The following is a 22,449-nucleotide window of genomic DNA, read 5'->3' on the forward strand; positions in this document are numbered from 1 at the left end:
GCCCCGCCCAGGGAGTGGAGAGCCGAACGGCTCGGTGCTTGTACACCGACCCGTGGCCCGTGAGCCGGGACCCCGAGAACAGCAGGTCAGTCGACGGGGAAGAGCGACATCGTCAGCGTCGCACCGTACGCACCCGGCGCCGTGTCGGCCGGGAGCTCGAGAGCGAGGTCGGCCGTGACGTCGGACGTGCCCTTGCGACCGATCGCGTCGGCGCCGGCGAGGGTCTGCGGGACCGACAGCCCCGCTCCCCCGCCCAGCACCGAGGAGACACGCTGCCCGACGACGACACCCGGCTTGCCCAGCACCAGGCGAGGCGTCCAGCCGAGCTGCTCGGCACCGAACGTCGTCGTCCCCGTGGAGAACGCGGTCGACTGCCCGGACACCGCCCACCCCGCGGCCTCGCGGCGGGTGTCGGAGACGCTCACCACGGGCAGGGCCGCGGTGTAGGTCAGGTGGTCACCGTCGAGGCCGCCTTCGAGCGTCACGGGCGCGCCGTCGCTCGCCACCGTCATCGTGAGCCTGCCCTCGGCGACGGGCTCCTCGACGACCGCCTGGAGCGCGACGCCCTCCGAACCGGCAGGGTCGGTCCCGCCCTGCGCCGCGAAACGCACCTGGTCGAGGGCCCAGAACCAGTCGTTCGTCCCGCTGTAGTGGAACCGGTACTGCGCGGTCCTCGTCCCGGCAGGGACGTCCGTCACGATCGTGCGCTTCCCGTTGTCGCTCGCAGGGAACGCCGCCACCTGGACCGGAGCACCGCCGTCGAAGCTCACGAGAACCTCGGCGACCTGCACACGGTCGTGACGGTAGGAGTGCTCGAAGCTCAGCACGGCCTGCTCCTTGCCCGCCACCGGGTACGCCGGCGTCACGAGCGTCGAGTCGAACCTTCCCGCACCGTGGCTCTTGTCGTCCCACTCGTCGGAGTCCGCGACCGCGATCACGTCACGTCCGCGCGTGAAGTTCTCGCGCGCCTGACCCGGCTCCGCCGCGGACCAGAAGGTCTGCGTCGTGAACGACCAGCCGCGCCACTCGGTCACACCACCTGACGGCATGGCCGAGTTGTCCACGCTCCAGCCGGACGGCGGCGTGGTCGTGAAGCCGAGCGTCCCCGCGGGGACGCCCGTCTCGTCGACGCGTCCCGAGAGCGCGGGGCGCAGGCTGTCGAAGTCGTCCGTGACGTCGTCGCCGATGGAGGTGCCGTCGAGGCCCCACGCGGGGTCCACGGTCACGCCTGCCTGACGCATCACGGTCGGGGCGATGTCGGTGATCGCGAGGTTCTCCTGCCTGCCCCGCGCCGCGATGCCGTCACCCGCCGCGATGACGAACGTCGCGCGCTCGGTCTGGGCCCGGCCGCCGTGACCACCTGTGGGAAGGTGCCCGTGGTCAGCCGTCACGATGACGTTCCAGTTCTCCGCCGCGCGGGAGGGGCGAGCCTCGATCGCGGCGAGGATCCGCCCGATGCGAGCGTCCTGCACCTCGAGCTCGGCCGTGTACTGCGCGGCGTCAGCGCCGTGGCTGTGGCCCGCGCCGTCGATGTCGTCGAGGTGGATGAAGCTCACGTCCGGGTTCTGCGTCCCGAGGTACGTGACCGCGGCCTGCTCGGTCTTGACGTCCGACCCTGTCGCGAGCCGCAGGTCGATCCCGGCCGAGACGATGTCCCCGTTGCTCGCCGACGACGTGATCGGCGCCCAGGTGGAGGCCGCGAAGGTCGCGATGCTCGGGTCGACCTGCTCGAGACGGTCGAGGAAGCTCGGGTACTGCGCGTAGTTCTTGCCCGCGAACGAGTTGTCCCGGACGTTGTGCTTGTCCGTCCACACGCCCGTGAGGATCGTCGACCATCCCGCGCCCGACACGGTCTGAGCCCCGCGCTGACTCACCTCCGGTGCGTCGCTCGTGGCGTACAGGAGGCTGTGCCCGTACGTCCCGCGCTGCATGAGCGCGTGGAGGTTCGGGGTCGAGGCGGACTCGATCTTGTCGAGCCGCGCGCCGTCCAGGCCGATCACGAGCGTCTTGTCCGTACGAGTTCCCTGCAGGACGGGGGCGTCTCCCTCGGCCGCGAACGCGGCCGCCGGCACGAGGAACGTCCCTGCCGCCAGGCTCCCGGCGAGCGCCAGGTGTCCGATCTTGCGCATGTCCAACCCTTCAGTCGTCATGGTGCACGTCATGGATGTGATGTCCGGACGGCGTCGCGAGACTCACTTGTCCAGACAGGCATCACTCTGACCGCACCAAGCAGACCGGTGATGAACCGGGACGATCGGGACAGTGAACGTCTCCGGCCGACACGCTGCAGATCGCGTCACCGGAGGGACAGACCCGGCATATCGACCTTCAGTGCCGGGTCACCGCGCCCGGCAGACCACGCGCAGGCACCAGGACGACAAAAGACCGACGGCGCCCCTCCCCGCGAAGGGGAGAGACGCCGTCGGGCAGAAGAACGAGGCGATCAGGCCGCGTCGTCCTCGAGGAGCTTCGAGACCTTGGACTGGTCCAGCGGAATGCCGGGGCCCATCGTGGTCGAGAGCGTCGCCTTGGTGATGTAGCGGCCCTTCGAGGAGGACGGCTTCAGACGCAGGACCTCTTCGATCGCTGCGGCGTAGTTCTCCACGAGCGCCTTCTCGTCGAACGAGACCTTGCCGATGATGAAGTGGAGGTTCGCGTGCTTGTCGACGCGGAACTCGATCTTTCCGCCCTTGATGTCCTCGACAGCCTTCGCGACGTCCATCGTGACGGTGCCGGTCTTCGGGTTCGGCATCAGACCACGGGGGCCGAGGACCTTACCGAGACGACCGACCTTGCCCATGAGGTCCGGGGTCGCGACAGCGGAGTCGAAGTCCGTGAAGCCCGCGGCCACCTTCTCGATGAGCTCGTCGCCACCGACGATGTCGGCGCCGGCTGCACGAGCCTGCTCCGCCTTCTCGCCGTTCGCGAAGACCAGGACGCGAGCGGTCTTGCCCGTGCCGTGGGGGAGGTTGACCGTGCCACGGACCATCTGGTCCGCCTTGCGGGGGTCGACACCGAGACGGAAGGCGACCTCGACGGTCGCGTCGTACTTGGTGGGCGAGGTCTCCTTCGCCAGGCGAACTGCCTGGAGCGGGGTGTAGAGCTCGTCGCGGTCGATCTTCTCCGCTGCGGCGCGGTACGCCTTGCTGCGCGTTGCCATCTGCTTCTCCTTCTCGAGCAGTCGTGGTCTACGGGTCCGCGCGGACCCTGCCACTGTCCCGGCGGGCGAACCCGCCGGGACCTGATGATTCATGACTGGCCGACCAGGAGGCCGACCGAAGGACCGGTCAGGACCGGTCCGGAGGGGGTGGTGCTCAGCCCTCGACCGTGATGCCCATCGAACGGGCGGTGCCCGCGATGATGAGCGCAGCAGCGTCGAGGTCGTTCGCGTTGAGGTCCTCGAGCTTGGTCTGAGCGATCTCGCGCACCTGCGCAGAGGTGAGCTTCGCGACCTTGACCGTGTGCGGCGTGGGCGAGCCCTTGTCGACGCCCGCGGCCTTCTTGATCAGCTCGGCGGCCGGCGGCGTCTTCGTGATGAAGGTGAAGGAACGGTCCTCGTAGACCGTGATCTCCACGGGGATGACGTTGCCGCGCTGCGACTCGGTCGCCGCGTTGTAGGCCTTGCAGAACTCCATGATGTTGACGCCGTGCTGACCGAGCGCGGGGCCGATCGGCGGGGCGGGAGTTGCAGCACCGGCCTGGATCTGGAGCTTGATCAGCCCAGAGACCTTCTTCTTGGGAGGCATGAGTGTTCCGTGCTTTCTGTGTCTGGGCCGACGCCGTGGGCGATGACCCGGTTGCAGGTGCTGTCGAGCAGGATCAGATCTTGGCGACCTGGTTGAACGACAGCTCGACCGGGGTCTCCCGGCCGAAGATGGAGACGAGGACCTTGAGCTTCTGGCCCTCGGCGTTGATCTCGGAGATCGTCGCGGGGAGCGTGTCGAACGGACCGTCCGTGACGGTGACCGACTCGCCGACCTGGAAGTCGACCTCGAAAGGCGCCTTGGCGGTCGCGGCAGGCTTGCCGGCCTCGGCCTTGGGCTCGATCGTCGGGGCCAGCATGGAGAAGACCTCGTCGTGCGTCAGCGGCACGGGCTGGTGGGTGTGACCCACGAAGCCGGTGACGCCGGGCGTGTGGCGCACCGCGCCCCATGACTCGTCGGTCAGGTCCATGCGCACCAGGACGTAGCCGGGGATGCGGACGCGACGGACGATCTTCTTCTGCGCGTTCTTGATCTCCGCGACCTCTTCCATGGGGACCTCGATCTGGAAGATGAAGTCCTCCATGTTCAGGCTCTGGATGCGGTTCTCCAGGTTGGCCTTCACACGGTTCTCGTAGCCCGCGTAGGAGTGGATGACGAACCAGTCACCAGGCTTGGTGCGCAGGTCCTTCTTGAACTCCTCGATGGGGTCGAGGTCGTCGAGGACGTCGCCGTCCTCGTCGACGCGGGACTCGTCGTCAGCCTCGGCCGACTCCTCGTCCTCCACCTCGGCGTCCGGGGTGTCCTGCGCCTCTGCGTCCGCCTCGACCTCGTCGATGGCAGCCTCGGGCGCGTCGAGCTCGGCCTCGGCGCCTTCGGCGACGGGCTCGGTGGGATCGACGTTCTCCGCCTGGTCCAGCGACTCCTGGGACACGAACGAACCTGCTTTCTGCTGACTACGCGAACATGCAACTGACGGGACCGGTACCGGTCCGTACGCTCCGGGCGCGAACTGCTCCGGTGCCGCGAGAGACTCGCGGCACGAGGCGCCCTCCAGGGATCAGTCCCCGAAGACCCACAGGACGGCCTGGCCGATCCCGAAGTCGAGCACCGTCACGAACGCCATGACCACAGCCACGAAGACGAGGACGACGGTGGTGTAGGTGATCAGCTCGGAACGAGTGGGGGTGACGACCTTCTTGAGCTCGGCGATCACCTGGCGGACGAAGAGCGCGATGCGCGAGAAGATGTTGCCCTTCTTCGCGTCGCCCTTCTTCTTGTCACCGCCGGCGCGCACGCCTTCAGCACCCAGCGCCTCTGATGGCGATTCGCTCACTGTTCATCCCCACTACGTGACGTTGAAACCGAAACCGATGCTGACCTCTCGTGGTGTAACCCGTTACCGGACTACGCGCACGTCCCGGGAGGGACGACGCCTTGCAGGGCAGACAGGGCTCGAACCTGCAACCTGCGGTTTTGGAGACCGCTGCGCTACCAATTGCGCCACTGCCCTTCGTGATCGGCACCGCCCGTGCACCTGCCGTGAAGGCAGAGAACATCGGGTGGACACCTGCCACCGAAGGAATACTGTACGCGAACCGAGCGCCGTGGTCGAACCGGCCTCGGCGTGCGCCTCCCGGCGCCGCGTCCGACAACCCTCGTCGCCGTTCCTTCACCCCCAGCGTAGAGGACCGCTCTGTCCTGTCACCCCGGCGTCCACGGTTCGGGCCCGCCGTCACCCTCGACGGGCCGGGCGGCACCCTCGGCAGGCGGGTCCGGCACCCTCGACGGGCCGGGCGGCACCCTCGGCGGGCGGGAGCGTCACCGTCGGGGTCCACCGGTCGGTGGACCCCACGTCCCCCCGACCGGTCGTCGCGCCGCAGGGACCGCGCCGACCAGGCTGGAGCCATGAGCAGAGACAGGACACCTCCCCGAGCAGGAACGGGCGCCCCGGCCATCGAGGTCCGGGCGCTCACCAAGCGGTACGCGCAGCGCGGCGGCGTCGTGAAGCAGGCCGTCGACGGTCTGGACCTCACGGTCGAGCGCGGCGAGATCTTCGCGGTCCTCGGCCCCAACGGCGCGGGCAAGACCACGACGGTCGAGATCCTCGAGGGCTTCCGCAAGCGCGACGGCGGCCAGGTCCAGGTCCTGGGCGAGGACCCCGCGCTCGCGGGCCGGGCGTGGCGCAGCCGCATCGGCGTCGTGCTGCAGGACTCGCGCGACCAGGCCGAGCTCACGGTGCGCGAGCTCGTGCACCACTTCGCGACGTTCTACCCTGCCCCGCGCGATCCCGAGGAGGTGATCGCCGCCGTCGGGCTGCTGGAGAAGGCGTCCACGCGTGCCCGCCAGCTCTCGGGCGGTCAGCGGCGCCGCCTCGACGTCGCGCTCGGGATCGTGGGCGACCCCGAGCTGCTGTTCCTCGACGAGCCCACGACCGGGTTCGACCCGCAGGCCCGCCGCAGCTTCTGGGACCTCGTCCTGGCCCTGCGCGAGGGGGGCACCACGATCCTCCTGACGACCCACTACCTCGACGAGGCCGCGCACCTGGCCGACCGCGCCGCCGTCGTGCGCGACGGGAGGGTCGTCGCCCTCGGGGCGCCGGCCGACCTGGGCGGGCCCGACGCGCTGCGCCCCGTCGTGCGGTGGGTGTCCGACGGCGTCACGCACGTCGAGCGCACCGACCACCCGACAGCGCTCGTCACCTCGCTCGCGGCGCGCCTGGCCGGGCCCGACGGCGAGGTGCCCGGTCTGCGGGTGATCCAGCCGAGCCTCGAGGACGTGTACCTCGAACTCATCGGGGCCGTGCCCTCGGTGCCCTCCGGATCGGCCCCGTCCGCCGCAGCGCCGCCCGGTCCCCCGCACGACGCCCCGACCCCTGCCGTCCCGTCCGCTCCGGTCACCGAGGAGGCCTCCCGATGAGCACCCAGACCGCCCCCACCCGTGCGCTGCCCGCCGGGAGGGCGCTGCCCGGCGTCCTCCGCACCGGTCTGCGGCGGACCTGGATCGAGATGGTCGCGTTCCTGCGGGAGCGTGACGCGGTCATCTTCATCCTGGCCTACCCGCTCATCATGATGGCGATCTTCGCGACGGTCTTCGGGCAGCAGGACCAGGGCAACGGGGCCGGCTCGGTCCCGTTCACGCAGTACTTCCTGCCGGGCATGGTCGCCACGGGCGTCATGCTCACGAGCTTCCAGAACCTCGCGATCTCGATCTCGGTCGAGCGTGACGACGGCACTCTCAAGCGCCTGCGCGCGACCCCCCTGCCGGCGACCTCGTACTTCCTGGGGAAGATCGGGCAGGTCCTGATCGCCGTGACCGTGCAGACCGCCGCGCTGCTGCTGCTCGCCGCGACCGCGTTCGACGTCCCGATGCCGACCACGGCCTCAGCCTGGTGGACCTTCGCGTGGGTGTTCGTGCTCGGCACCGCGACCGGCTCGGTGCTCGGCGTCGCGTTCTCCTCGATCCCGCGGTCCGGGAAGTCCGCAAGCGCCGTCGTGACCCCCGTGGTCCTGGTCCTGCAGTTCATCTCGGGCGTGTTCTTCGCGTTCTTCGCCCTCCCGTCGTGGATGCAGCAGGTCGCGTCGGTCTTCCCGCTCAAGTGGCTCGCGCAGGGCATGCGCTCGGTGTTCCTGCCGCCCGAGGCAGTGGCCCTCGAGACGGGCGGGTCGTGGCAGCACGGCGCGACGGCTGCTGTACTGGTGGCGTGGCTCGTCGTGGGCCTCGTGGTGGGGGTCCGGACGTTCAGGTGGAGGCGGCGTGACGACGGCTGAGAGCCCGGTGGACCGCCCGGCGACGGGGTCCGTGGCGGCGGGGCCCTCCGGCTCGGCCGCCACGGACGCGCCCGTCCCCCTCGCCCCCGGCTCGGCCACCGCCCCCGGCTCGGCCCTCGACAGGGTCGAGGGCTCGTGGGACCGGATCGTCGTGTGGTGGGACGTCGGCTTCTACGTGGTCGTGGTCCTGAGCGCACTGGCCCTGCTCTCGGCCGGGGTCGAGCCGGACCGGCTCGCCCTTGCTCTGGGGGCGATCGGGGTGATCCTGCTCGCGTACACGTTCCTGGGACGGCGGGCCGCACGGGACCGGGACCAGCGCCTGGCCGTCGTCTACCTGCTGATCCTGATCGTCGCGACCGACTTCGCGGTGATCCAGAACCAGCTCGGGACGTTCCTGCTGTTCGTCGCGTTCACCCAGATCTGGATGCTGTCGGAGCGCCGCTGGGTGAGCCTCGCGCTGTCGACCCTGCTCGCCGTGGGCACGACCTTCGCGCTCGCGGCCCCGTCCGGGTTCTCGCGCGAGGCCCTCGTCGAGACGGCTCCGCAGATGGGGGTCGCGCTGGCCTTCTCGACCATGCTCGGGGTCTGGGTGGGCCAGACGATGCTCCAGACGGCCCGTCACGCCCAGCTCGTCGACGATCTCAACGCCGCGCAGGCCGAGCTCGGGACGGTCCACCACGCGGCCGGGGTCGCGGCCGAGCGCGAGCGCATGGCCCGCGAGATCCACGACACCCTCGCGCAGGGGTTCACGAGCGTCGTCATGCTCGCCCAGGCCGCGAGCGCCGACCTCGACCGCGACGACGTGGGCGCGGCCCAGGACCGGCTCGCCCTCGTCGAGACCACGGCGCGCGACAACCTGGCCGAGGCCCGCTCCCTCGTCACGGCGTTCTCCCCCGTGCCGTTGCAGGGCGCGACGCTCGTCGAGGCGATCGAGCGCCTGGCCGCCCGCTTCGAGGACGAGTCGGGGGTCGCGGTGACGCTGCGGCTGTCGGCCGTCCCCGGGCTGGGCAGCGCCGAGGACGTGGTCCTGCTGCGGTCGGCGCAGGAGGCCCTGGCGAACGTGCGCCGGCACGCGCAGGCGAGCTCCGTCGTCGTCTCCCTGGGCGAGGGGGCGGGGCCCGCCCTCCCGGACGCCACCGCGCCCGACGGCGCCACGGTCGTCCTCGAGGTCACGGACGACGGTCGGGGGCTGGGACCGGGCGTCGTGGAAGGGTTCGGTCTGCGCGGCATGCGTGAACGCGTCGCCGCGGGCGACGGCACGGTGCGCGTCCTCTCGCCCCCGGGTGGTGGGACGAGCGTCCGGGTCGAGCTGCCCGTGCCCGCCGACCACCCCGCCGACCCGCCCCCGTCCGCCCCTCTCCCCCGGAGCCACCCGTGACCTCGCCCGCCGACCACCCCACCCCCTCCCCCGCCTTCGCCCCGGCGGGCGCGGCGGCGACCGGGGCCGGTGCGCCGTCGTCGGCTCCCCCGGTGCGGGTCCTCGTGGTCGACGACCACCCCGTGGTGCGTTCGGGGCTCGTCGGGATGCTCACGGCCGAGCCGGACCTCGTCGTCGTCGGCGAGGCGGGCGACGGCCGCGAGGGCGTGACCCTCGCGCGCGAGCTGGGCCCCGACGTCGTGCTCATGGACCTGCGCATGCCCGTGCTCGACGGCGTGGGCGCGACGACCGAGATCCTCGCCTCCGCCGCGCAGGGGGCGAGGCGACCGCGCGTCGTCGTGCTCACGACGTACGAGACCGACACCGACATCCTGCGCGCCGTCGAGGCCGGCGCGACGGGGTACCTGCTCAAGGACACGCCGCGCGACGCGCTCGTCGCGGGCATCCGTGCCGCGGCCCGCGGCGAGACGGTCCTCGCGCCCACGGTCGCGACGCGGCTCGTCACGACCGTGCGGGGGGCGGGCGAGCGCCTGACGGCGCGCGAGGCCCAGGTCCTGGGCCTCGTCGCGCGCGGTCTGAGCAACCCGGCGATCGGGCGCGAGCTCTTCATCTCCGAGGCCACGGTCAAGACGCACCTGCTGCGGGCGTTCGCCAAGCTCGGGGTCGACGACCGCACGCGCGCCGTCACGGTCGCGATCGAACGGGGCATCCTGCCGGGGGCGTGATCTCACCCGGTCAGGGCCGACCGGCGGCCGGACCGGGCCCTCGGCCGGTGACGGCGGGGTGCGAGACTGCCTCTGTGCGTGATCTGGCGAAGCTCCCCAAGGCCCACCTCCACCTGCACTTCACCGGTTCCATGCGACCGGCGACGCTGCACGACCTCGCCGCGCAGTACGGCGTACGGCTCCCGTCGGCCCTGCTCGACGGCGACCCGTTGCGCCTGCCCGCGACCGAGCGCGGCTGGTTCCGGTTCCAGCGCCTGTACGACGCGGCGCGCGCGTGCGTCCGTTCCGAGGCCGACATGCGCCGGATCGTGCTCGAGGCCGCGGAGGACGACGCCGCCGAGGGGTCGGGCCGTCTCGAGATCCAGGTCGACCCGACGTCGTACGCGCCCTTCGTGGGAGGCATCTCGCCCGCGGTGGAGATCGTGCTCGACGCCGCGCGGGAGGCCAGCGCGGCGACCGGGACGGAGGTCGGCGTGATCGTCGCGGCGTCGCGCATGCGCCACCCGCTCGACGCGCGGACCCTCGCGCGTCTCGCGGCCCAGTACGTGGGCGACGGCCCGGGCGAGGTCCTGGGCTTCGGGCTGAGCAACGACGAGCGGCGCGGGGACACCGCCGCCTTCGGCCCGGCGTTCGCGATCGCCCGTCGTGCGGGACTCGCGCTCGTCCCGCACGGGGGCGAGCTGCTCGGCCCGGACCACGTGACCGAGGTGCTCACGGACCTCGACCCCGACCGGATCGGGCACGGGGTGCGCTCGGTCGAGGACCCGCGGGTCCTGGAGCAGGTCGTCGAGCGCGGGGTCGCGCTCGAGGTGTGCCCCGCCTCGAACGTGTCCCTCGGGGTGTACGACGACGGCGCGCAGGTCCCGCTCGGGGCGCTCGTCGACGCGGGGGCGCAGGTCGCGCTCGGCGCCGACGACCCCTTGCTCTTCGGCTCGCGGCTCGTCGCGCAGTACGAGTCCGCGCGGACCGAGCACGGGTTCACCGACGAGGACCTCGCCGACCTGGCCCGGTCCTCGATCCGCGCGAGCCGCGCCGGGGCGTCCACGCGCGCCCGGCTGCTCGCCGGCGTCGACGCCTGGCTCGCCGAGGACCCTGCCGCGCCGACGGGTGCTCCCGTCGCCGGAGGCGGGCGGTCGGGGCGGTGACACGAGGGGCCGACGACGGGGCGGACGGCGCGGCCCCGGGTGACACACGCTCTCATCCGTCTCTCATGCGTACCCGAGATACTCGCGCCATGCGACGGACGACGGTGTGGGTGATCACGCTCGTGCTGGTCGCACTCGGTGCGGGCGCGGGCGCCGTCGCCATCGTCTCCGCGAGCCCCCCGGACCGTGACCTGCGGGGGCTCGTCGTCCTCACTCCCGCCCCCACCCCCCAGGAGACCACCCTGCCGTCTCCGACCCCCACGCCACCGCCCGACGAGACCGACGACGAGCCGGACGGCGGCGGCGACGACGACGGCAGCATCGACGGCATCGACGGCGAGCCGGTGACGCCGAGCTCGCCGCTCGTCCCCGTGCAGCCCGCGCCGCCACGCAGCGGCACGGACACGGTCGGCAAGACCCCCGAACAGCCCTACGACGACGGCATGTACCACCCCGACGACCAGTACGACGACGGCATGTACCGCCCGTCCGACGAGTACGACGACGGCATGTGGACCCCAGACACAGGGAACGGATGATGGCGCAGCACACCCAGGGCACCGAGCCCGCGCCCCGCCGCGCGCCCTCCAGGCTCCAGACGGTCCGCGCCCGGATCCTCGGGGCGGTCCTGGCCCTGGCCGCGCTCGGCCTGATCATCGCGGGCGGGGTCGCCTACACGGCCCAGCGCGCGCACGTGGACGACCGCATGGACCAGTCGCTCATGCGCTCCCTCGAGGAGTTCGAGGCGCTCGCCCACGAAGGTGTGCACCCCGCGACCGGTGAGCGCTTCACGTCGTCGGACGACCTCGTGAACACCGCGATGCGACAGACCGTCCCCGCCCCGCACGAGGGCATGGTGGGCTTCCGCGCGGGACGCGCCCAGTGGATCGCGGCGTCGCCCGTGCCTCTGCGGCTCGAGGACGACGAGGTCCTCATGGACGCGCTCGAACCCCTCACGACCGGGCAGGACGTGGTGCTGCGCGAGATCACGACCCCGCGCTCGAGCTACCGGGTCCTCGTCGTGCCCGTGACCGACGGCGACGTCCCGTCCGCGCTCGTCCTGGCATTCGACCGCAGCGCCGAGCACGCCGAGTTCGACCAGGTCTTCCGCACCTACGCGGTCATCGCCGTCGTGGCCCTGCTGCTGATCGCCGGAGTGGGCTGGCTCGTCGCAGGCCGCCTCCTGCGCCCCGTGCGGCTCCTGGGCCAGACCGCTCGGCGCATCAGCGACACCCACACGTCCGAACGCATCCCCGTCACGGGCAACGACGACGTCTCGGAGCTCACGCACGCCTTCAACGAGATGCTTGACCGCCTGGCCGCGGCCTTCGACGCCGAGCACGAGCTCCTCGACGACGTCGGGCACGAGCTGCGCACGCCCCTGACGATCGTGCGGGGGCACCTCGAGCTCATGGACCCCGACGACCCGGAGGACGCTGCGAGCACGCGCGACCTCGCTCTCGACGAGCTCGACCGGATGCACCGCCTCGTCGACGACCTCATGACCCTCGCCACGGCGGGCAGCCCCGGGTTCGTACGGCTCGAGGAGACCGACCTCGGTCGGCTCACGGACGACATCCTCGACAAGGCGCGACTCCTGGGCGACCGCCGGTGGACCGTCGACGCGCGCACCGGGGCCACGGCCCACGTCGACGAGCAGCGCCTCACGCAGGCCTGGTTGCAGCTCGCGTCCAACGCCGTGAAGTTCTCCGCGCCCGGCACCAGGATCACCCTGGGCTCGTCGGTCCGCGACGGTCGGATCCGCCTGTGGGTGCGCGACGAGGGCATCGGCGTCTCCCCCGACCAGCTCGAACGCATCTTCGTCCGCTTCGCGCAGGCCGAGCGCGAGCCGGCGTTCCGCGACGGCGCGGGGCTCGGCCTCGCGATCGTCAGCGCGATCGCCGGAGGGCACGAGGGGCGGGTCGAGGTCTCCTCGACCCGGGGTTTCGGTTCGACCTTCACGCTCGACCTCCCGCTCGACCCCGGGCACGCACCTCCGGTCCCCGAACCGGCCGACCACGGCAGCACGGGGGGAGCCCACGCCGTCCCGAGGCCGCCGCTCGCCACCACGACCGAGACCCCCCTCACCATGGAGATCCCGGTCATCTCTCGGGCACGTCAGGGTGAAAGGACATCGCTGTGAGCCAGATCCTCGTCGTCGAGGACGAGACCCGGATCTCGTCGTTCGTGACCAAGGGGCTGCGTGCCGCCGGCTACGCGAGCGCGGCCGTGACCACCGGTCGGGAGGGGTACGACCTGGCCCGGACCGGGGAGTACGACCTGATGATCCTCGACCTGGGCCTGCCCGACCAGGACGGCTTCACCGTCCTGCGCCGCCTGCGCGCATCCCGCAGCACCATCCCGGTCATCATCCTCACGGCCCGCTCGTCCGTGACGGACACCGTCGCCGGGCTCGAGGGGGGCGCCGACGACTACATGGTCAAGCCGTTCCGCTTCGAGGAGCTCCTGGCCCGCATCCGACTGCGTCTGCGGACGGAACCCGCCGGGGAGGTCACGGTGCTCTCGCACGGTTCGCTCAGCCTCGACCTGCGTACCCGCCGGGCCCGCACCGAGGATCGCGAGGTCGACCTGTCCGCCCGCGAGTTCGCGCTGGCCGAGACGTTCCTGCGGAACCCCGGTCAGGTCCTGAGCCGTGAGCAGCTGCTGTCGCGCGTGTGGGGCTACGACTTCGACCCCGGTTCCAACGTCGTGGACGTGTACGTGCGGTACCTGCGCAACAAGCTCGGTGCCGAGCGCGTGGTCACGGTGCGTGGCATGGGCTACCGGCTGGCGGACCCCGCGGCCTGAGCCCTGCGGGGTCGCGTGGTCGGCCTGGCCGGAGCACGGGACGACGAGAGGGCGGAGGCCCGTGTGCCTCCGCCCTCTCACGTACGGTCGGTGACGCGCCGACCGCCGAGTCGCCCCGCCAGGGCGCCTCCCCCTAGGGGGTCGGCGCCGACGGGGACGTCTGTGCCGAGACCGGGCTCTGCGAGCTCACCGGGCTGGGTGCCGTGTTCGCGGTCTGTGCGGAGACCGCGGTGCTGGTGGACACCGTCGTCGTGGAGCTCGACGGGTCCAGGTCCGAAGGGCTCGGGCTCGGGCTTGCGCCTGGCGCCGTCGTCGCGTCGTCGCCGGACTCGACGACCGCCGGGGCGTCGGCGTCGGCGCGCGCCTCCGCGGCGGCCGTCGTCGCGCCGAGCCCGATGCCGAGCACTCCGAGCGTTCCGGTGGCGATCCAGATCCTGCGTGCGTCCATGTCTTCCAACCTCCTCAGACGATGAGCGGCCGAGCTGCCGCCCCGTCGTCACGAGAGTCGCTGCCCGACGTGAGAGGAGCAGGAGCCGGACGTGAGAGGACTCTCAGACGCGTCTCTGCTCCCGCGAGGAGCTCTTCGGCCACGCCGAGCCAGGCCTCCGCGAGCGCCTCGCGGGGAGCGCCCGGCAGGAGCGACAGGACGACGCCGGCGCTGCGCGCACGCAGCCCGATCGGGTCGGTGGCCTCGCCGAACACCGCGAGGCAGCGGTCGACCAGGCCCTGGACGCCCGGGTAGACCTGGGGTGCGAGGGTCTCCAGGACCGCGAGGTGGCCCGTCATGCACGCCAGGTCGTCGATGCGGTGGCCGGGACCCAGGGTGTCGACGTCCAGGACCGCGGCGACACGACGGCATCCGGCTCCGCCGACGAGCAGGACGTTGGCCTCGTAGAAGTCGCCGTGCGTCGCGACCACGGGTCCGGGGTCGCGGTCGGCAACGATCCGGCGCAGCGAGCGTCCGAGGGCCTCGATGCGACCGGCATGGCCAGGAAGTCGCCCGACGGCGGCGCGCGCGTAGTGCTCGGAGCGTTCGGCCCACGCGACCCGGCGATCGAGCAGGACCGCGTCCTGCGGGAGAGCGACGAGGGCGCGGAGGAGCTCGTGCGGGTCGATCGTCAGCGGCTGCTCGTGACGCGGGGTGGACGCGATCGCCGAGGCCAGCGTCTCCTCGGGACGCGCGGCGAGCACGAGGATCCCCTCGCCGAGCGAGGCGAGCACGCGCGGGGCCGCGGGCGGGGCCGACAGCGCGTAGCCCATGGGGGCTGCCTCCGCGACGAGGAAGAGGTCGTGGCGGATGCGGAGGTCCGTCACCCGGTCCGGGCGGACCACCTTGAGGTAGACGTCACCGTCGGTGGTGCGTGCGCGGAGCACCGCGCGTCGCAGCGGACGGTAGGTCACGAGGTCGAGCCCCAGGACGAGCGGCGCATGCGGGTCGAGCGAGCGCCACCGGTCGGTGAGCACCGCGGGGTCGCAGGCCGTCGCCAGCCCGGGGAGCAGCGGGTCCACGGGGTGGCGCCACACGTGGACGGTCTGCTCACCGTCCACGAGGCGCAGGATCCCGCGCCGCTCGACGACGTCCGGGGGGAGGTCCGCGGTGGTGGCCACGAGGTACTCCGGGCGCCCGGGCGGGGTGCGGGCGCCGTCGGTGTCGCCACGGACCGTGACCTCGTACCCCACGCTCACCTCGGCGCCGGGGCGGGCGTGCACCTGGTGCACTCGCCACGACCCGAGGGTCACGTGGTCGATCGCGAGCGCCGCCTCCAGGAGGTCACCCGCCCGGGGACCGGTGAGGAGCTGCGCGGCGGTGTCCATGGGAGCAAGGACACCGTCCGGCCGTGATGCACACATGAGGACTGCGTGAGAGTCCTCTCACGCAGTCGTTGACATCGGCAGGAGCACCCTGTCATTGTATCGAGATGATGCTACAAAGAACTGCCGCCGTCGAAGGGCCCGTGGCCGGGTGGTCGTGGATCGCCCCGGACCACGATCTCCAGGGGGCCTGAACGTGTCCGCAACCGAGCACCTGCCCATGGGCGGCGGGCTGCACCTCGAGATCGACCCCGCCTCGGGAGTTCCGCCGTACGAGCAGATCCGGTCGCAGATAGTCGCGCACGTCGCCTCCGAGCGCCTCCTCGTCGGCGACCGCCTTCCGACGATCCGTGCGCTCGCCGCCGACCTCGGGCTCGCGGCGGGCACCGTCGCGCGCGCCTATCGCGAGCTCGAGGCGGCGGGCGTCACCACGACGAGCCGGCGCGCGGGAACGGTCGTGTCCGACGGCGTGGCACCCGCCGACGTCGTCGCCCGGCAGGCCGCACGCACCTTCGTGGCGTCCGTGCGCGAGGCAGGCCTGGACGACGACGCGATCCTCGACCTCGTGCGAGGGGAGCTCCTGCACCGGCACGGCGACTGAGTCGTGCGGGTCCCGGCGACGCCCGCGTGCCGGGCGGTCCGGCAGCGGGCCCGGGTCCGCCACGCCGCACCCCGGACCGGGTTCACAACGATTCCGCAACCCCTGCCCCCTGGGCACGCCACGCCCCACGAGGCCGTGGGACCGTGGTCACAGCGGGTTCGCGGAGGACCCCACGTCGAGGGGGAACGTGCATGAGGGATCGATCGACCCGGAAGACCTGGGCGGCCGCGACGGCCGCGCTGCTCGCGATGCTGCTCGTCAGCGGGTGCGACGCGCTCGGACCGCGGGTCGACGGCGGGCCCGGAGCGGCAGAGTCGGCTTCCCCGGAGTCCTCACCCCGCGCGACGCCGCGGCCCACCACGACGCCGAACGTGCCGCCCTCGCCGTCCCCCGAGGTCCCGACCCCGACGGTCGAGCCTGCCCCTCCCGCGGTCGAGCCGCCGCCCGTCGAACCACCGCCCGTCGAGCCGCCTCCGGTCGAGCCCGCGCCGGACCCGGCGACCGTCGAGCTCGTCCGCGGGAGCACGGGTGAGCGCGTCACGGCGCTCCAGCAGCGGCTCCTCGACCTGGGCTACTGGGGCGCCACCCCGGACGGCGACTTCGGACCCGGCACGCAGCAGGCCGTGTGGGCGCTGCAGAAGGCCGCGGGCATCAGCCGGGACGGCCGCGTGGGACCCGCGACCCAGGCGGCGCTCGACCAGGGCGTCCGACCGTCGGCGCAGAGCACGTCGGGCCACGTCATCGAGATCGACATCGACCGCCAGCTCGTCCTCGCGGTCGACGACGGGCACGTCACCAAGGTCTTCAACGCGTCCTCGGGCAACGGTGAGCGGTACGAGGCCAAGGGCAGGACGTACACGGCCCGGACGCCCCGCGGCACGTTCCAGGTGGGGCGCCAGGTCGACGCGAACTACGAGTCGTCGCTCGAGCTCGGCAGCATGTGGCGGCCCAAGTTCTTCACGGGCGGCATCGCGGTGCACGGCTCCGGCTCGGTGCCGCCGAGCCCCGCGTCGCACGGGTGCGTGCGCGTCACGAACGGCGCGATGAACTGGATCTGGGACTCGTGGGGCGCGCCGCAGGGCACGACCGTGCTCGTCTACTGAGGGTGCGGCTCCGGCGAGACCTCAGAGCGCGACGCCCACCAGCACGGGCTCGGGGACGAGCTCGATCCCGAACGTGTCGAGCACGCCGTCGCGCACGGCCCGCGCGAGCTCGACGATCTCCGCCGCGCTCGCCCCGCCACGGTTGGTGAGCGCGAGCGTGTGCTTGGTCGAGAGCGTCGCGGCGCTCGCCGGGCCGTGCACCCCGAAGCCCTTCGTGAAGCCGGCGTGCTCGATGAGCCAGGCCGCCGACGTCTTGACGAGCGTCGGGTCGACCTCGCCCAGGCTCGGGCCGGTCGTGCGGGACGGCAGCGCGGAGCGGACCGGGAAGCGCGGCGCGTCGGCCGGCAGCAGGTCGGCCTGGTCCGCGGCGACGACGGGGTTGGTGAAGAACGAGCCCGCGCTCCAGCGGTCGTGGTCGGGGGCCGTCGGGTCGTCGAGCAGCATGCCCTTGCCCCCGCGCAGCTCGAGCACCGCGGCGCGCACCTCGGCGCTCGGCGCCCGCTCGCCCACCTGGACTCCCAGGCGGCGCGCGAGCTCGGGGTAGGCGATCGGGGCGGACAGCGTCCCGAGCCGCATCTGGAGGTTGACCTCGAGCACGACGTAGCGCGGGGACGGGTACCAGATGTCGCCGCCCTCGGGCGAGGCGTGCATGCTGCGCTTGAGGAGCGAGGTGCGGTAGCCGAACGCGAGGTCGATCAGCGGGAGGTTCCGGATCCTCGACTCCGCACGGTCCCACACGCGCACCGAGGCCACGACCCCGGCGACCTCCTGGCCGTACGCGCCGATGTTCTGGACCGGGGCCGCCCCGACCGTGCCGGGGATGCCGGACAGCGCCTCGATCCCGACCCACTCCTGGGCCACGGCTCGCTCCACGAGCTGGTCCCAGTCCTGGCCCGCCGTGACCGTCATGCTCCCGCCACCGCACGTGTCCTCGGCGTCGACGCGGATCTCGGCACGCACGTCCCGCACCACGACGCCGCCGAAGCCCTCGTCGCTCACGAGCAGGTTGGACCCGCCGCCGATCACCAGGAGCGGCTCGCCCGCGTCGTCGGCCGCGCGGACGGCGTCGACGAGCTCTGCCTCGGTCGTGGCCTCGACGTAGGCGTCCGCGGGGCCGCCGACGCGCAGCGTCGTCAGCTCGGCGAGCGCCGGTTGGGCGAGCACCTCACCGGCCCCGGAGGCGCCGCCCTCGGCGACGGCTTCGACGGCGGACACGCGGCGTGCAGGGGTGGCGGTCATGGGTCCAGCCTAGTTCGCCGGGTCTCGTCGTCCGGCGGGCAAGGACACGGGATGCTCAGTGCGCCACCGAGCCCCCGCCGCCCGCGGCCGTCGGCAGCGGCTTGGCCGCGTTGACGACGAGCAGCCCGATCACGAGCGGCACCGCGATGACCAGCAGTGCCGGTCGGTAGCCGCCGATGTGCTCGGCGAGGAACCCGATGAGCGGGGGGCCGACGAAGAAGGCCGAGTACCCGATCGTCGAGACGACGCTGACCCGGACGGCGGCGTGCGCGGGGTCGTCCGAGGCAGCGCTCATCCCGACGGGGAAGCCGAGCGCCGCGCCCATGCCCCACAGGACCACGCCGACGAGCGCGACCCACAGGTTGGGCACGAGGGTGAACACGAGCAGGCCCACGAACGCGAGGCCCGCGGAGATCCGCAGCACGGCCACGCGCCCGAAGCGGTCGAGCAGGCCCGTGCCGAGCAGTCTCATGCCCGTCATGGCCGTCAGGAAGATCCCGAGCCCCACGGCGCCCATCGCGTCCGAGGTGCCGAAGCCGTCGACGACCGCGAGCCCGACCCAGTCGTTGGCCGCGCCCTCGGTCAGTGCCGCGGCCAGGACGACGAGGCCGATCAGCAGGGTCCGCGGCTCACGCCAGGCCGCGAGGGCGCTCCGCGCGCCCTTCGACGAGTGGACGGCGGTCGCCGGGTCCTCCCCGGCGGCGTCCTCGACGCCCGACGGCGTCGCGTCGGTCTGGACGTCGCCCGCGGGCAGGAAGGACCGCACGCACCACACGACGCCCAGGAGGCTGAGCGCGAGCGCGACCGCGAGGTGCCACTGGACGGGCACGGCCGCCAACGCGGCCAGGGCGCCGACACCGGCTCCCGCCATGGTGCCGAACGAGAAGCCCGCGTGGAAGCGGGGCATGATCGCCTTGCCGAGACGCTGCTCGACCGCCGCTCCCTCGATGTTCATGGCGGCGTCCCAGACGCCGGTCCCGATCCCGAAGAGGAACAGTCCGGCTCGCACGACGTCGACCGATCCCTGGGACACCCCGGTCACGGCGACGACGAGACCGGCCACGTTGACCGCGGCGAAGAGCAGGACGGCGCGTGACGCGCCGATCCGTTGCACGACCATGCCCGCGAGCGGCAGCGCGAGGAGCGACCCGACGGCGGCGAAGAGCAGCAGGAGGCCCATGCTGCCCTCGCTGAGCCCGAGCGCGTCGCGGACCGCCGGCAGGCGCGAGGCCCAGCTCGCGAAGTTGAACCCGTTGAGGAAGAACACCGCGAAGACGGACCAGGTGGCCGCCTGGACGGCTCGGGAAGCGCTCACGGCGCTCTGGCCGCCGGGGAGCGGCGAGGGCGGGGTGGTCATGCGGAGGTCTCCTCGCGTCGGTGGGAGGTCGGGCTGGTCGGTGCGGGCGGAGCCGTCGGAGCGGGGTCGGCGGCGGTGTGCCGTCGGACCGTCCGGCGCCGGCGGGCGCGCACGGTCGACGGTACCGGGTGATTGCTTACCACGCGGTCAGGCTCCGCTCGCTGGACGTCGGAGGTGCGGCCGCCCTCCCCGACCGTCCGCACGACGCGCCCCGGCACGGGGACGGGAGCGCCGTCGTCGGGCAGGGGGTGCGACGGTGCGCTCGGGGAGAGCGGCGCGACCTTGGTCGAGAGGAGCACGCTGACGACCATCGCGACCACGATGAGCACGAGCGCGTGCCGCGCCCCCATGGTCTCCGCGGCGATGCCGAGCAGCGGCGGCGCGGCGAGCGAGGCCATCGACGAGAACGCCGAGACGACCGAGACACGGCTCGCGGCCTGGAGCGGCTCGTCGGAGGCCGCGGCGATGCCGATCGGGACTGCGAGGGCAGCACCCAGGCCCCAGGCGAGCACGCCGACCCCGGCCAGCGGCAGGTTGGGGGCGAATCCGAAGAGCAGCAGGCCGCCGATCGAGGCCACACCCGAGAACCGCAGCACGACGACGCGCCCGTAGCGGTCGATGAGGCGCGTCCCCAGCAGTCGCATGACCGTCATGGCCCCGACGAACGCACCGAACACCACGGCACCGACGGCCTCGGTCTGGTCGAACCCGTCGACCACGGCGAGGGACAGCCAGTCGTTCGCCGACCCCTCGGACAGCGCCGCGGCCATGATGACCAAGCCGATCAGCAGGGTGCGCGGCTCGCGCCACGCGCTCAGCGCGGCGCCGAGCCGCACCCGACGCGAGCGCGGGTGCAGGGCGGCAGCCGCCTCGACGCCGTCGGGGCTCGCGTCGCCCAGGCGCCCCTCGACGCGCGGGCGCGGCGGCGTCGCGTGGATGAACATCGGGATGCTCACCAGGCGCCAGACCGTCGCGACGACGGCCGTGCCCACGAACTGCACGAGGACCGGGACGTCGCCCGCGGCGCTCGCCGCACCGACGAGCGACCCGACGACCGCGCCGATGCTGAAGGCCGCGTGGAACTGCGGCAGGATCGTGCGTCCCGTGCGGCGCTCCACGCTCGCGCTCTCGACGTTCATGGGGACGTTGCCGAGCGAGAACGCCACACCGTTGAGGAAGATGCCCGCGGCGAGCAGCGCGACCGAGCCCGTGGCCGGGCCGACGCCGAGCAGCACGAGCGCCGCGGCGAAGAAGCCCGTCGAGGCGAGCATGGTCGCCTTGCCGCCGAAGCGGTTGACGATCGGGCCGGCCAGCGTGACGGTCATCAGGGCGCCGATCGCGCCGGCGAGCAGCACGAAGCCCAGGTCCTTGGGCGTCATGTCGAGCGCGTCGCGGACGGACGGGATGCGGGCGAGCCAGCTCGACATGGTGATGCCGTTGAGCAGGAAGATCCCCAGGAGGGACCAACGGGCACGGGAGAGGCCGGGGTCGAGCACGGGTCGAATCGATTCGATTCCTGCGTCGGGGGTGGCCTTCGAAACGATTCGAGACATGGGGTCAATTCTGCGGGTAGTCTGGCCGCGCCGTCAAACACCTTTCCGCGCGCCACGCCGGATCCGAGAACGTCCAGAACACCGGCAGAGGGGCAACGATGACCGAGACCGAGCAGGCACCCAGGCCGCCAGGCCGCCCGACCCTCGCCCGCGTCGCCGCGCTCGCCGGGGTGTCCGTCTCCACCGCGTCCCTCGCCTTCTCCGGCGCGGGCCCCATCACCCCCGAGACCCGCGACCGCGTCATGGCCGCGGCCGACGAGCTCGGCTACACCGGCCCCAACCCGCTCGGGCGCCAGCTGCGCTCGGGGAAGTCCGGGATCGTCGGCGTCGTCATCGGCGACCAGCTCAAGCGCGCGTTCCGCGACCCCGTCGCCGTCCAGGTGCTCGACGGGCTGGTCTCCACGCTCGGGACAAGCGGCCTCGGCGTGCTCCTCATCCCCGGCATCCCCTCCGACGACCCGTCCCGCGCGGTCGACCCCCTCATCGAGAGCGCCGCGATGGACGTCGCGGTCCTCGTGTGGGGGGTCGGGACCGACGACGCGACCCTCGCCGCCCTCCAGCGCCGCGGCGTGCCCGTCGTGATCGGCGAAGGACGCCCCGTCCCCGGCACGCCGCTCGTCGGCATCGAGGACCGGCGCGGCACCGCCGAGGTCGTCCGCCACCTCGTCGACCTCGGCCACACGCGCATCGCCGAGATCTCGCTCCCCCTCGACAACTCGCGCCGCAGCGGGGTCGTCGACGCCGAGCGTCTCGCCCAGGCAGACCGCACCCCCACCATCAACCGGCTCACCGGGGTGCGCGACGTCGTCGAGCCCCTCATCTCCTGGGAGACCGAGGCGTCGCTCGTCGAGCACGGGCACGCGGCCGCCGTCGAGATCCTCGGCACGTGGGTCCCCGCCGACGAGCGCCCGACCGCGATCATCGCCCACTCGGACCTGCTCGCCGCGGGCGCGATCCTCGGCGCCAAGGAGCTCGGGCTGCGCGTGCCCGAGGACCTGTCGGTCGCCGGCTTCGACGGGCTGGACCTCCCCTGGCTCAGCCCCGACACCCTCACGAGCGTCCACCAGCCCCTCGCCGAGAAGGGCGCGCAGCTGGGGAACGCGGTCGTCGCGCTCCTCGCAGGGAAGGAGCCGGAGACCGTCATGCTCGACGTAGAGCTCGTGCCCGGCACCACGACGGGACCCGCGCCGAGCGCCTGACCTCCACCTCCCGCGGGGCGGCCCGTGACGCACGAAGGGCGCCTCTCCCACCCGGGAG

The 22,449-nt window shown here is 72.8% G+C and carries 21 protein-coding genes and 1 tRNA gene; 11 read left to right on the forward strand and 11 right to left on the reverse strand.

Annotated elements, in window-relative coordinates; translation table 11 throughout:
• Positions 1-86 precede the first annotated feature (86 nt).
• From ACFRCR_RS05720 to ACFRCR_RS05745, 6 genes are all read right to left on the reverse strand, one after another.
• Positions 87-2,129 carry an alkaline phosphatase family protein gene (locus ACFRCR_RS05720; RefSeq protein ID WP_377676075.1) on the reverse strand — a complete coding sequence of 681 codons (2,043 nt, stop codon included), beginning with the start codon at positions 2,127-2,129 and terminating at the stop codon, positions 87-89.
• A 314-nt stretch (positions 2,130-2,443) separates the two neighbouring features.
• Positions 2,444-3,160, reverse strand: a complete 717-nt coding sequence (gene rplA, locus ACFRCR_RS05725) for a 50S ribosomal protein L1 (protein WP_030151953.1) — start codon at positions 3,158-3,160, stop codon at positions 2,444-2,446.
• 154 nt (positions 3,161-3,314) lie between these two features.
• Positions 3,315-3,746: a 50S ribosomal protein L11 gene (rplK, locus tag ACFRCR_RS05730; protein WP_138825569.1), complete on the reverse strand. Its 432-nt coding sequence runs from the start codon at positions 3,744-3,746 to the stop codon at positions 3,315-3,317.
• A 73-nt stretch (positions 3,747-3,819) separates the two neighbouring features.
• Positions 3,820-4,635 (reverse strand): transcription termination/antitermination protein NusG, encoded by an 816-nt coding sequence (gene nusG, locus ACFRCR_RS05735; protein WP_377676076.1) that lies wholly within the window; start codon positions 4,633-4,635, stop codon positions 3,820-3,822.
• A 126-nt stretch (positions 4,636-4,761) separates the two neighbouring features.
• Positions 4,762-5,037, reverse strand: a complete 276-nt coding sequence (gene secE / locus ACFRCR_RS05740) for a preprotein translocase subunit SecE (RefSeq protein WP_377676077.1) — start codon at positions 5,035-5,037, stop codon at positions 4,762-4,764.
• A 104-nt stretch (positions 5,038-5,141) separates the two neighbouring features.
• A tRNA-Trp gene (locus ACFRCR_RS05745) sits at positions 5,142-5,214 on the reverse strand.
• Between the two features lie 395 nt (positions 5,215-5,609).
• Between ACFRCR_RS05745 and ACFRCR_RS05750 the strand changes: the two genes are divergently transcribed.
• From ACFRCR_RS05750 to ACFRCR_RS05785, 8 genes are all read left to right on the forward strand, one after another.
• Positions 5,610-6,620: an ABC transporter ATP-binding protein gene (locus ACFRCR_RS05750; protein WP_377676078.1), complete on the forward strand. Its 1,011-nt coding sequence runs from the start codon at positions 5,610-5,612 to the stop codon at positions 6,618-6,620.
• Positions 6,617-7,471, forward strand: coding sequence for an ABC transporter permease (locus tag ACFRCR_RS05755; protein WP_377676079.1), 855 nt, complete (start codon positions 6,617-6,619; stop codon positions 7,469-7,471). The genes ACFRCR_RS05750 and ACFRCR_RS05755 overlap by 4 nt, the downstream gene beginning before the upstream one ends.
• Positions 7,458-8,849, forward strand: coding sequence for a sensor histidine kinase (locus tag ACFRCR_RS05760; RefSeq protein WP_377676080.1), 1,392 nt, complete (start codon positions 7,458-7,460; stop codon positions 8,847-8,849). The genes ACFRCR_RS05755 and ACFRCR_RS05760 overlap by 14 nt, the downstream gene beginning before the upstream one ends.
• Before the next feature lie 92 nt (positions 8,850-8,941).
• A complete protein-coding gene (locus ACFRCR_RS05765; protein ID WP_377676093.1) occupies positions 8,942-9,574 on the forward strand; it encodes a response regulator in 633 nt (210 codons plus the stop codon).
• Positions 9,575-9,648: 74 nt separating this feature from the next.
• A complete protein-coding gene (locus tag ACFRCR_RS05770; RefSeq protein WP_377676081.1) occupies positions 9,649-10,719 on the forward strand; it encodes an adenosine deaminase in 1,071 nt (356 codons plus the stop codon).
• A gap of 89 nt (positions 10,720-10,808) precedes the next feature.
• Positions 10,809-11,258, forward strand: coding sequence for a hypothetical protein (locus tag ACFRCR_RS05775; RefSeq protein WP_377676082.1), 450 nt, complete (start codon positions 10,809-10,811; stop codon positions 11,256-11,258).
• Positions 11,258-12,862 (forward strand): sensor histidine kinase, encoded by a 1,605-nt coding sequence (locus ACFRCR_RS05780; RefSeq protein WP_377676083.1) that lies wholly within the window; start codon positions 11,258-11,260, stop codon positions 12,860-12,862. Before ACFRCR_RS05775 ends, ACFRCR_RS05780 begins: the two co-directional genes overlap by 1 nt.
• Positions 12,859-13,527, forward strand: a complete 669-nt coding sequence (locus tag ACFRCR_RS05785; protein WP_377676084.1) for a response regulator transcription factor — start codon at positions 12,859-12,861, stop codon at positions 13,525-13,527. Before ACFRCR_RS05780 ends, ACFRCR_RS05785 begins: the two co-directional genes overlap by 4 nt.
• A 133-nt stretch (positions 13,528-13,660) precedes the next feature.
• Here ACFRCR_RS05785 and ACFRCR_RS05790 read toward each other — a convergent pair whose 3' ends face one another.
• Both ACFRCR_RS05790 and ACFRCR_RS05795 read right to left on the reverse strand, forming a co-directional pair.
• Positions 13,661-13,975 (reverse strand): hypothetical protein, encoded by a 315-nt coding sequence (locus ACFRCR_RS05790; protein ID WP_377676085.1) that lies wholly within the window; start codon positions 13,973-13,975, stop codon positions 13,661-13,663.
• 14 nt (positions 13,976-13,989) lie between these two features.
• On the reverse strand, positions 13,990-15,342 hold the full coding sequence (locus ACFRCR_RS05795) for a phosphotransferase family protein (RefSeq protein WP_377676086.1): 1,353 nt from the start codon (positions 15,340-15,342) through the stop codon (positions 13,990-13,992).
• 193 nt (positions 15,343-15,535) lie between these two features.
• On the opposite strand from ACFRCR_RS05795, the gene ACFRCR_RS05800 reads away from it, so the two are divergent.
• Both ACFRCR_RS05800 and ACFRCR_RS05805 read left to right on the forward strand, forming a co-directional pair.
• Positions 15,536-15,940, forward strand: coding sequence for a GntR family transcriptional regulator (locus tag ACFRCR_RS05800; RefSeq protein ID WP_377676087.1), 405 nt, complete (start codon positions 15,536-15,538; stop codon positions 15,938-15,940).
• 191 nt (positions 15,941-16,131) lie between these two features.
• A complete protein-coding gene (locus ACFRCR_RS05805) occupies positions 16,132-17,043 on the forward strand; it encodes a L,D-transpeptidase family protein (protein WP_377676088.1) in 912 nt (303 codons plus the stop codon).
• A gap of 21 nt (positions 17,044-17,064) precedes the next feature.
• On the opposite strand, the gene ACFRCR_RS05810 is transcribed toward ACFRCR_RS05805, so the two are convergent.
• Genes ACFRCR_RS05810 through ACFRCR_RS05820 form a run of 3 tightly spaced genes read right to left on the reverse strand, consistent with a single transcriptional unit; the run spans position 17,065 to position 21,135 of the window.
• Positions 17,065-18,282, reverse strand: a complete 1,218-nt coding sequence (locus tag ACFRCR_RS05810) for a UDP-N-acetylmuramate dehydrogenase (RefSeq protein ID WP_377676089.1) — start codon at positions 18,280-18,282, stop codon at positions 17,065-17,067.
• 55 nt (positions 18,283-18,337) lie between these two features.
• Positions 18,338-19,639 (reverse strand): MFS transporter, encoded by a 1,302-nt coding sequence (locus ACFRCR_RS05815; RefSeq protein WP_377676090.1) that lies wholly within the window; start codon positions 19,637-19,639, stop codon positions 18,338-18,340.
• Positions 19,636-21,135 carry an MFS transporter gene (locus ACFRCR_RS05820; RefSeq protein ID WP_377676091.1) on the reverse strand — a complete coding sequence of 500 codons (1,500 nt, stop codon included), beginning with the start codon at positions 21,133-21,135 and terminating at the stop codon, positions 19,636-19,638. Before ACFRCR_RS05820 ends, ACFRCR_RS05815 begins: the two co-directional genes overlap by 4 nt.
• 155 nt (positions 21,136-21,290) lie before the next feature.
• Here ACFRCR_RS05820 and ACFRCR_RS05825 point away from each other — a divergent pair, with 155 nt between their 5' ends.
• A complete protein-coding gene (locus tag ACFRCR_RS05825; RefSeq protein WP_377676092.1) occupies positions 21,291-22,391 on the forward strand; it encodes a LacI family DNA-binding transcriptional regulator in 1,101 nt (366 codons plus the stop codon).
• Positions 22,392-22,449 lie beyond the last annotated feature (58 nt).

Origin of the sequence: Oerskovia sp. NPDC056781 (genome assembly GCF_042789955.1) — a bacterium.
Lineage (GTDB): Bacteria > Actinomycetota > Actinomycetes > Actinomycetales > Cellulomonadaceae > Oerskovia > Oerskovia rustica.

Bases quoted from the DNA above. Each gene is read 5' to 3' on its own strand.
- ACFRCR_RS05780 (WP_377676083.1), top strand. From the start codon at position 11,258: ATGGCGCAGCACACCCAGGGCACCGAGCCCGCGCCCCGCCGCGCGCCC.
- ACFRCR_RS05755 (WP_377676079.1), top strand. From the start codon at position 6,617: ATGAGCACCCAGACCGCCCCCACCCGTGCGCTGCCCGCCGGGAGGGCG.
- ACFRCR_RS05750 (WP_377676078.1), top strand. From the start codon at position 5,610: ATGAGCAGAGACAGGACACCTCCCCGAGCAGGAACGGGCGCCCCGGCC.
- rplK (WP_138825569.1), bottom strand. From the start codon at position 3,746: ATGCCTCCCAAGAAGAAGGTCTCTGGGCTGATCAAGCTCCAGATCCAG.
- ACFRCR_RS05805 (WP_377676088.1), top strand. From the start codon at position 16,132: ATGAGGGATCGATCGACCCGGAAGACCTGGGCGGCCGCGACGGCCGCG.
- ACFRCR_RS05795 (WP_377676086.1), bottom strand. From the start codon at position 15,342: ATGGACACCGCCGCGCAGCTCCTCACCGGTCCCCGGGCGGGTGACCTC.
- ACFRCR_RS05720 (WP_377676075.1), bottom strand. From the start codon at position 2,129: ATGCGCAAGATCGGACACCTGGCGCTCGCCGGGAGCCTGGCGGCAGGG.
- ACFRCR_RS05815 (WP_377676090.1), bottom strand. From the start codon at position 19,639: ATGACCACCCCGCCCTCGCCGCTCCCCGGCGGCCAGAGCGCCGTGAGC.
- ACFRCR_RS05825 (WP_377676092.1), top strand. From the start codon at position 21,291: ATGACCGAGACCGAGCAGGCACCCAGGCCGCCAGGCCGCCCGACCCTC.
- ACFRCR_RS05775 (WP_377676082.1), top strand. From the start codon at position 10,809: ATGCGACGGACGACGGTGTGGGTGATCACGCTCGTGCTGGTCGCACTC.
- ACFRCR_RS05790 (WP_377676085.1), bottom strand. From the start codon at position 13,975: ATGGACGCACGCAGGATCTGGATCGCCACCGGAACGCTCGGAGTGCTC.
- ACFRCR_RS05810 (WP_377676089.1), bottom strand. From the start codon at position 18,282: ATGACCGCCACCCCTGCACGCCGCGTGTCCGCCGTCGAAGCCGTCGCC.
- rplA (WP_030151953.1), bottom strand. From the start codon at position 3,160: ATGGCAACGCGCAGCAAGGCGTACCGCGCCGCAGCGGAGAAGATCGAC.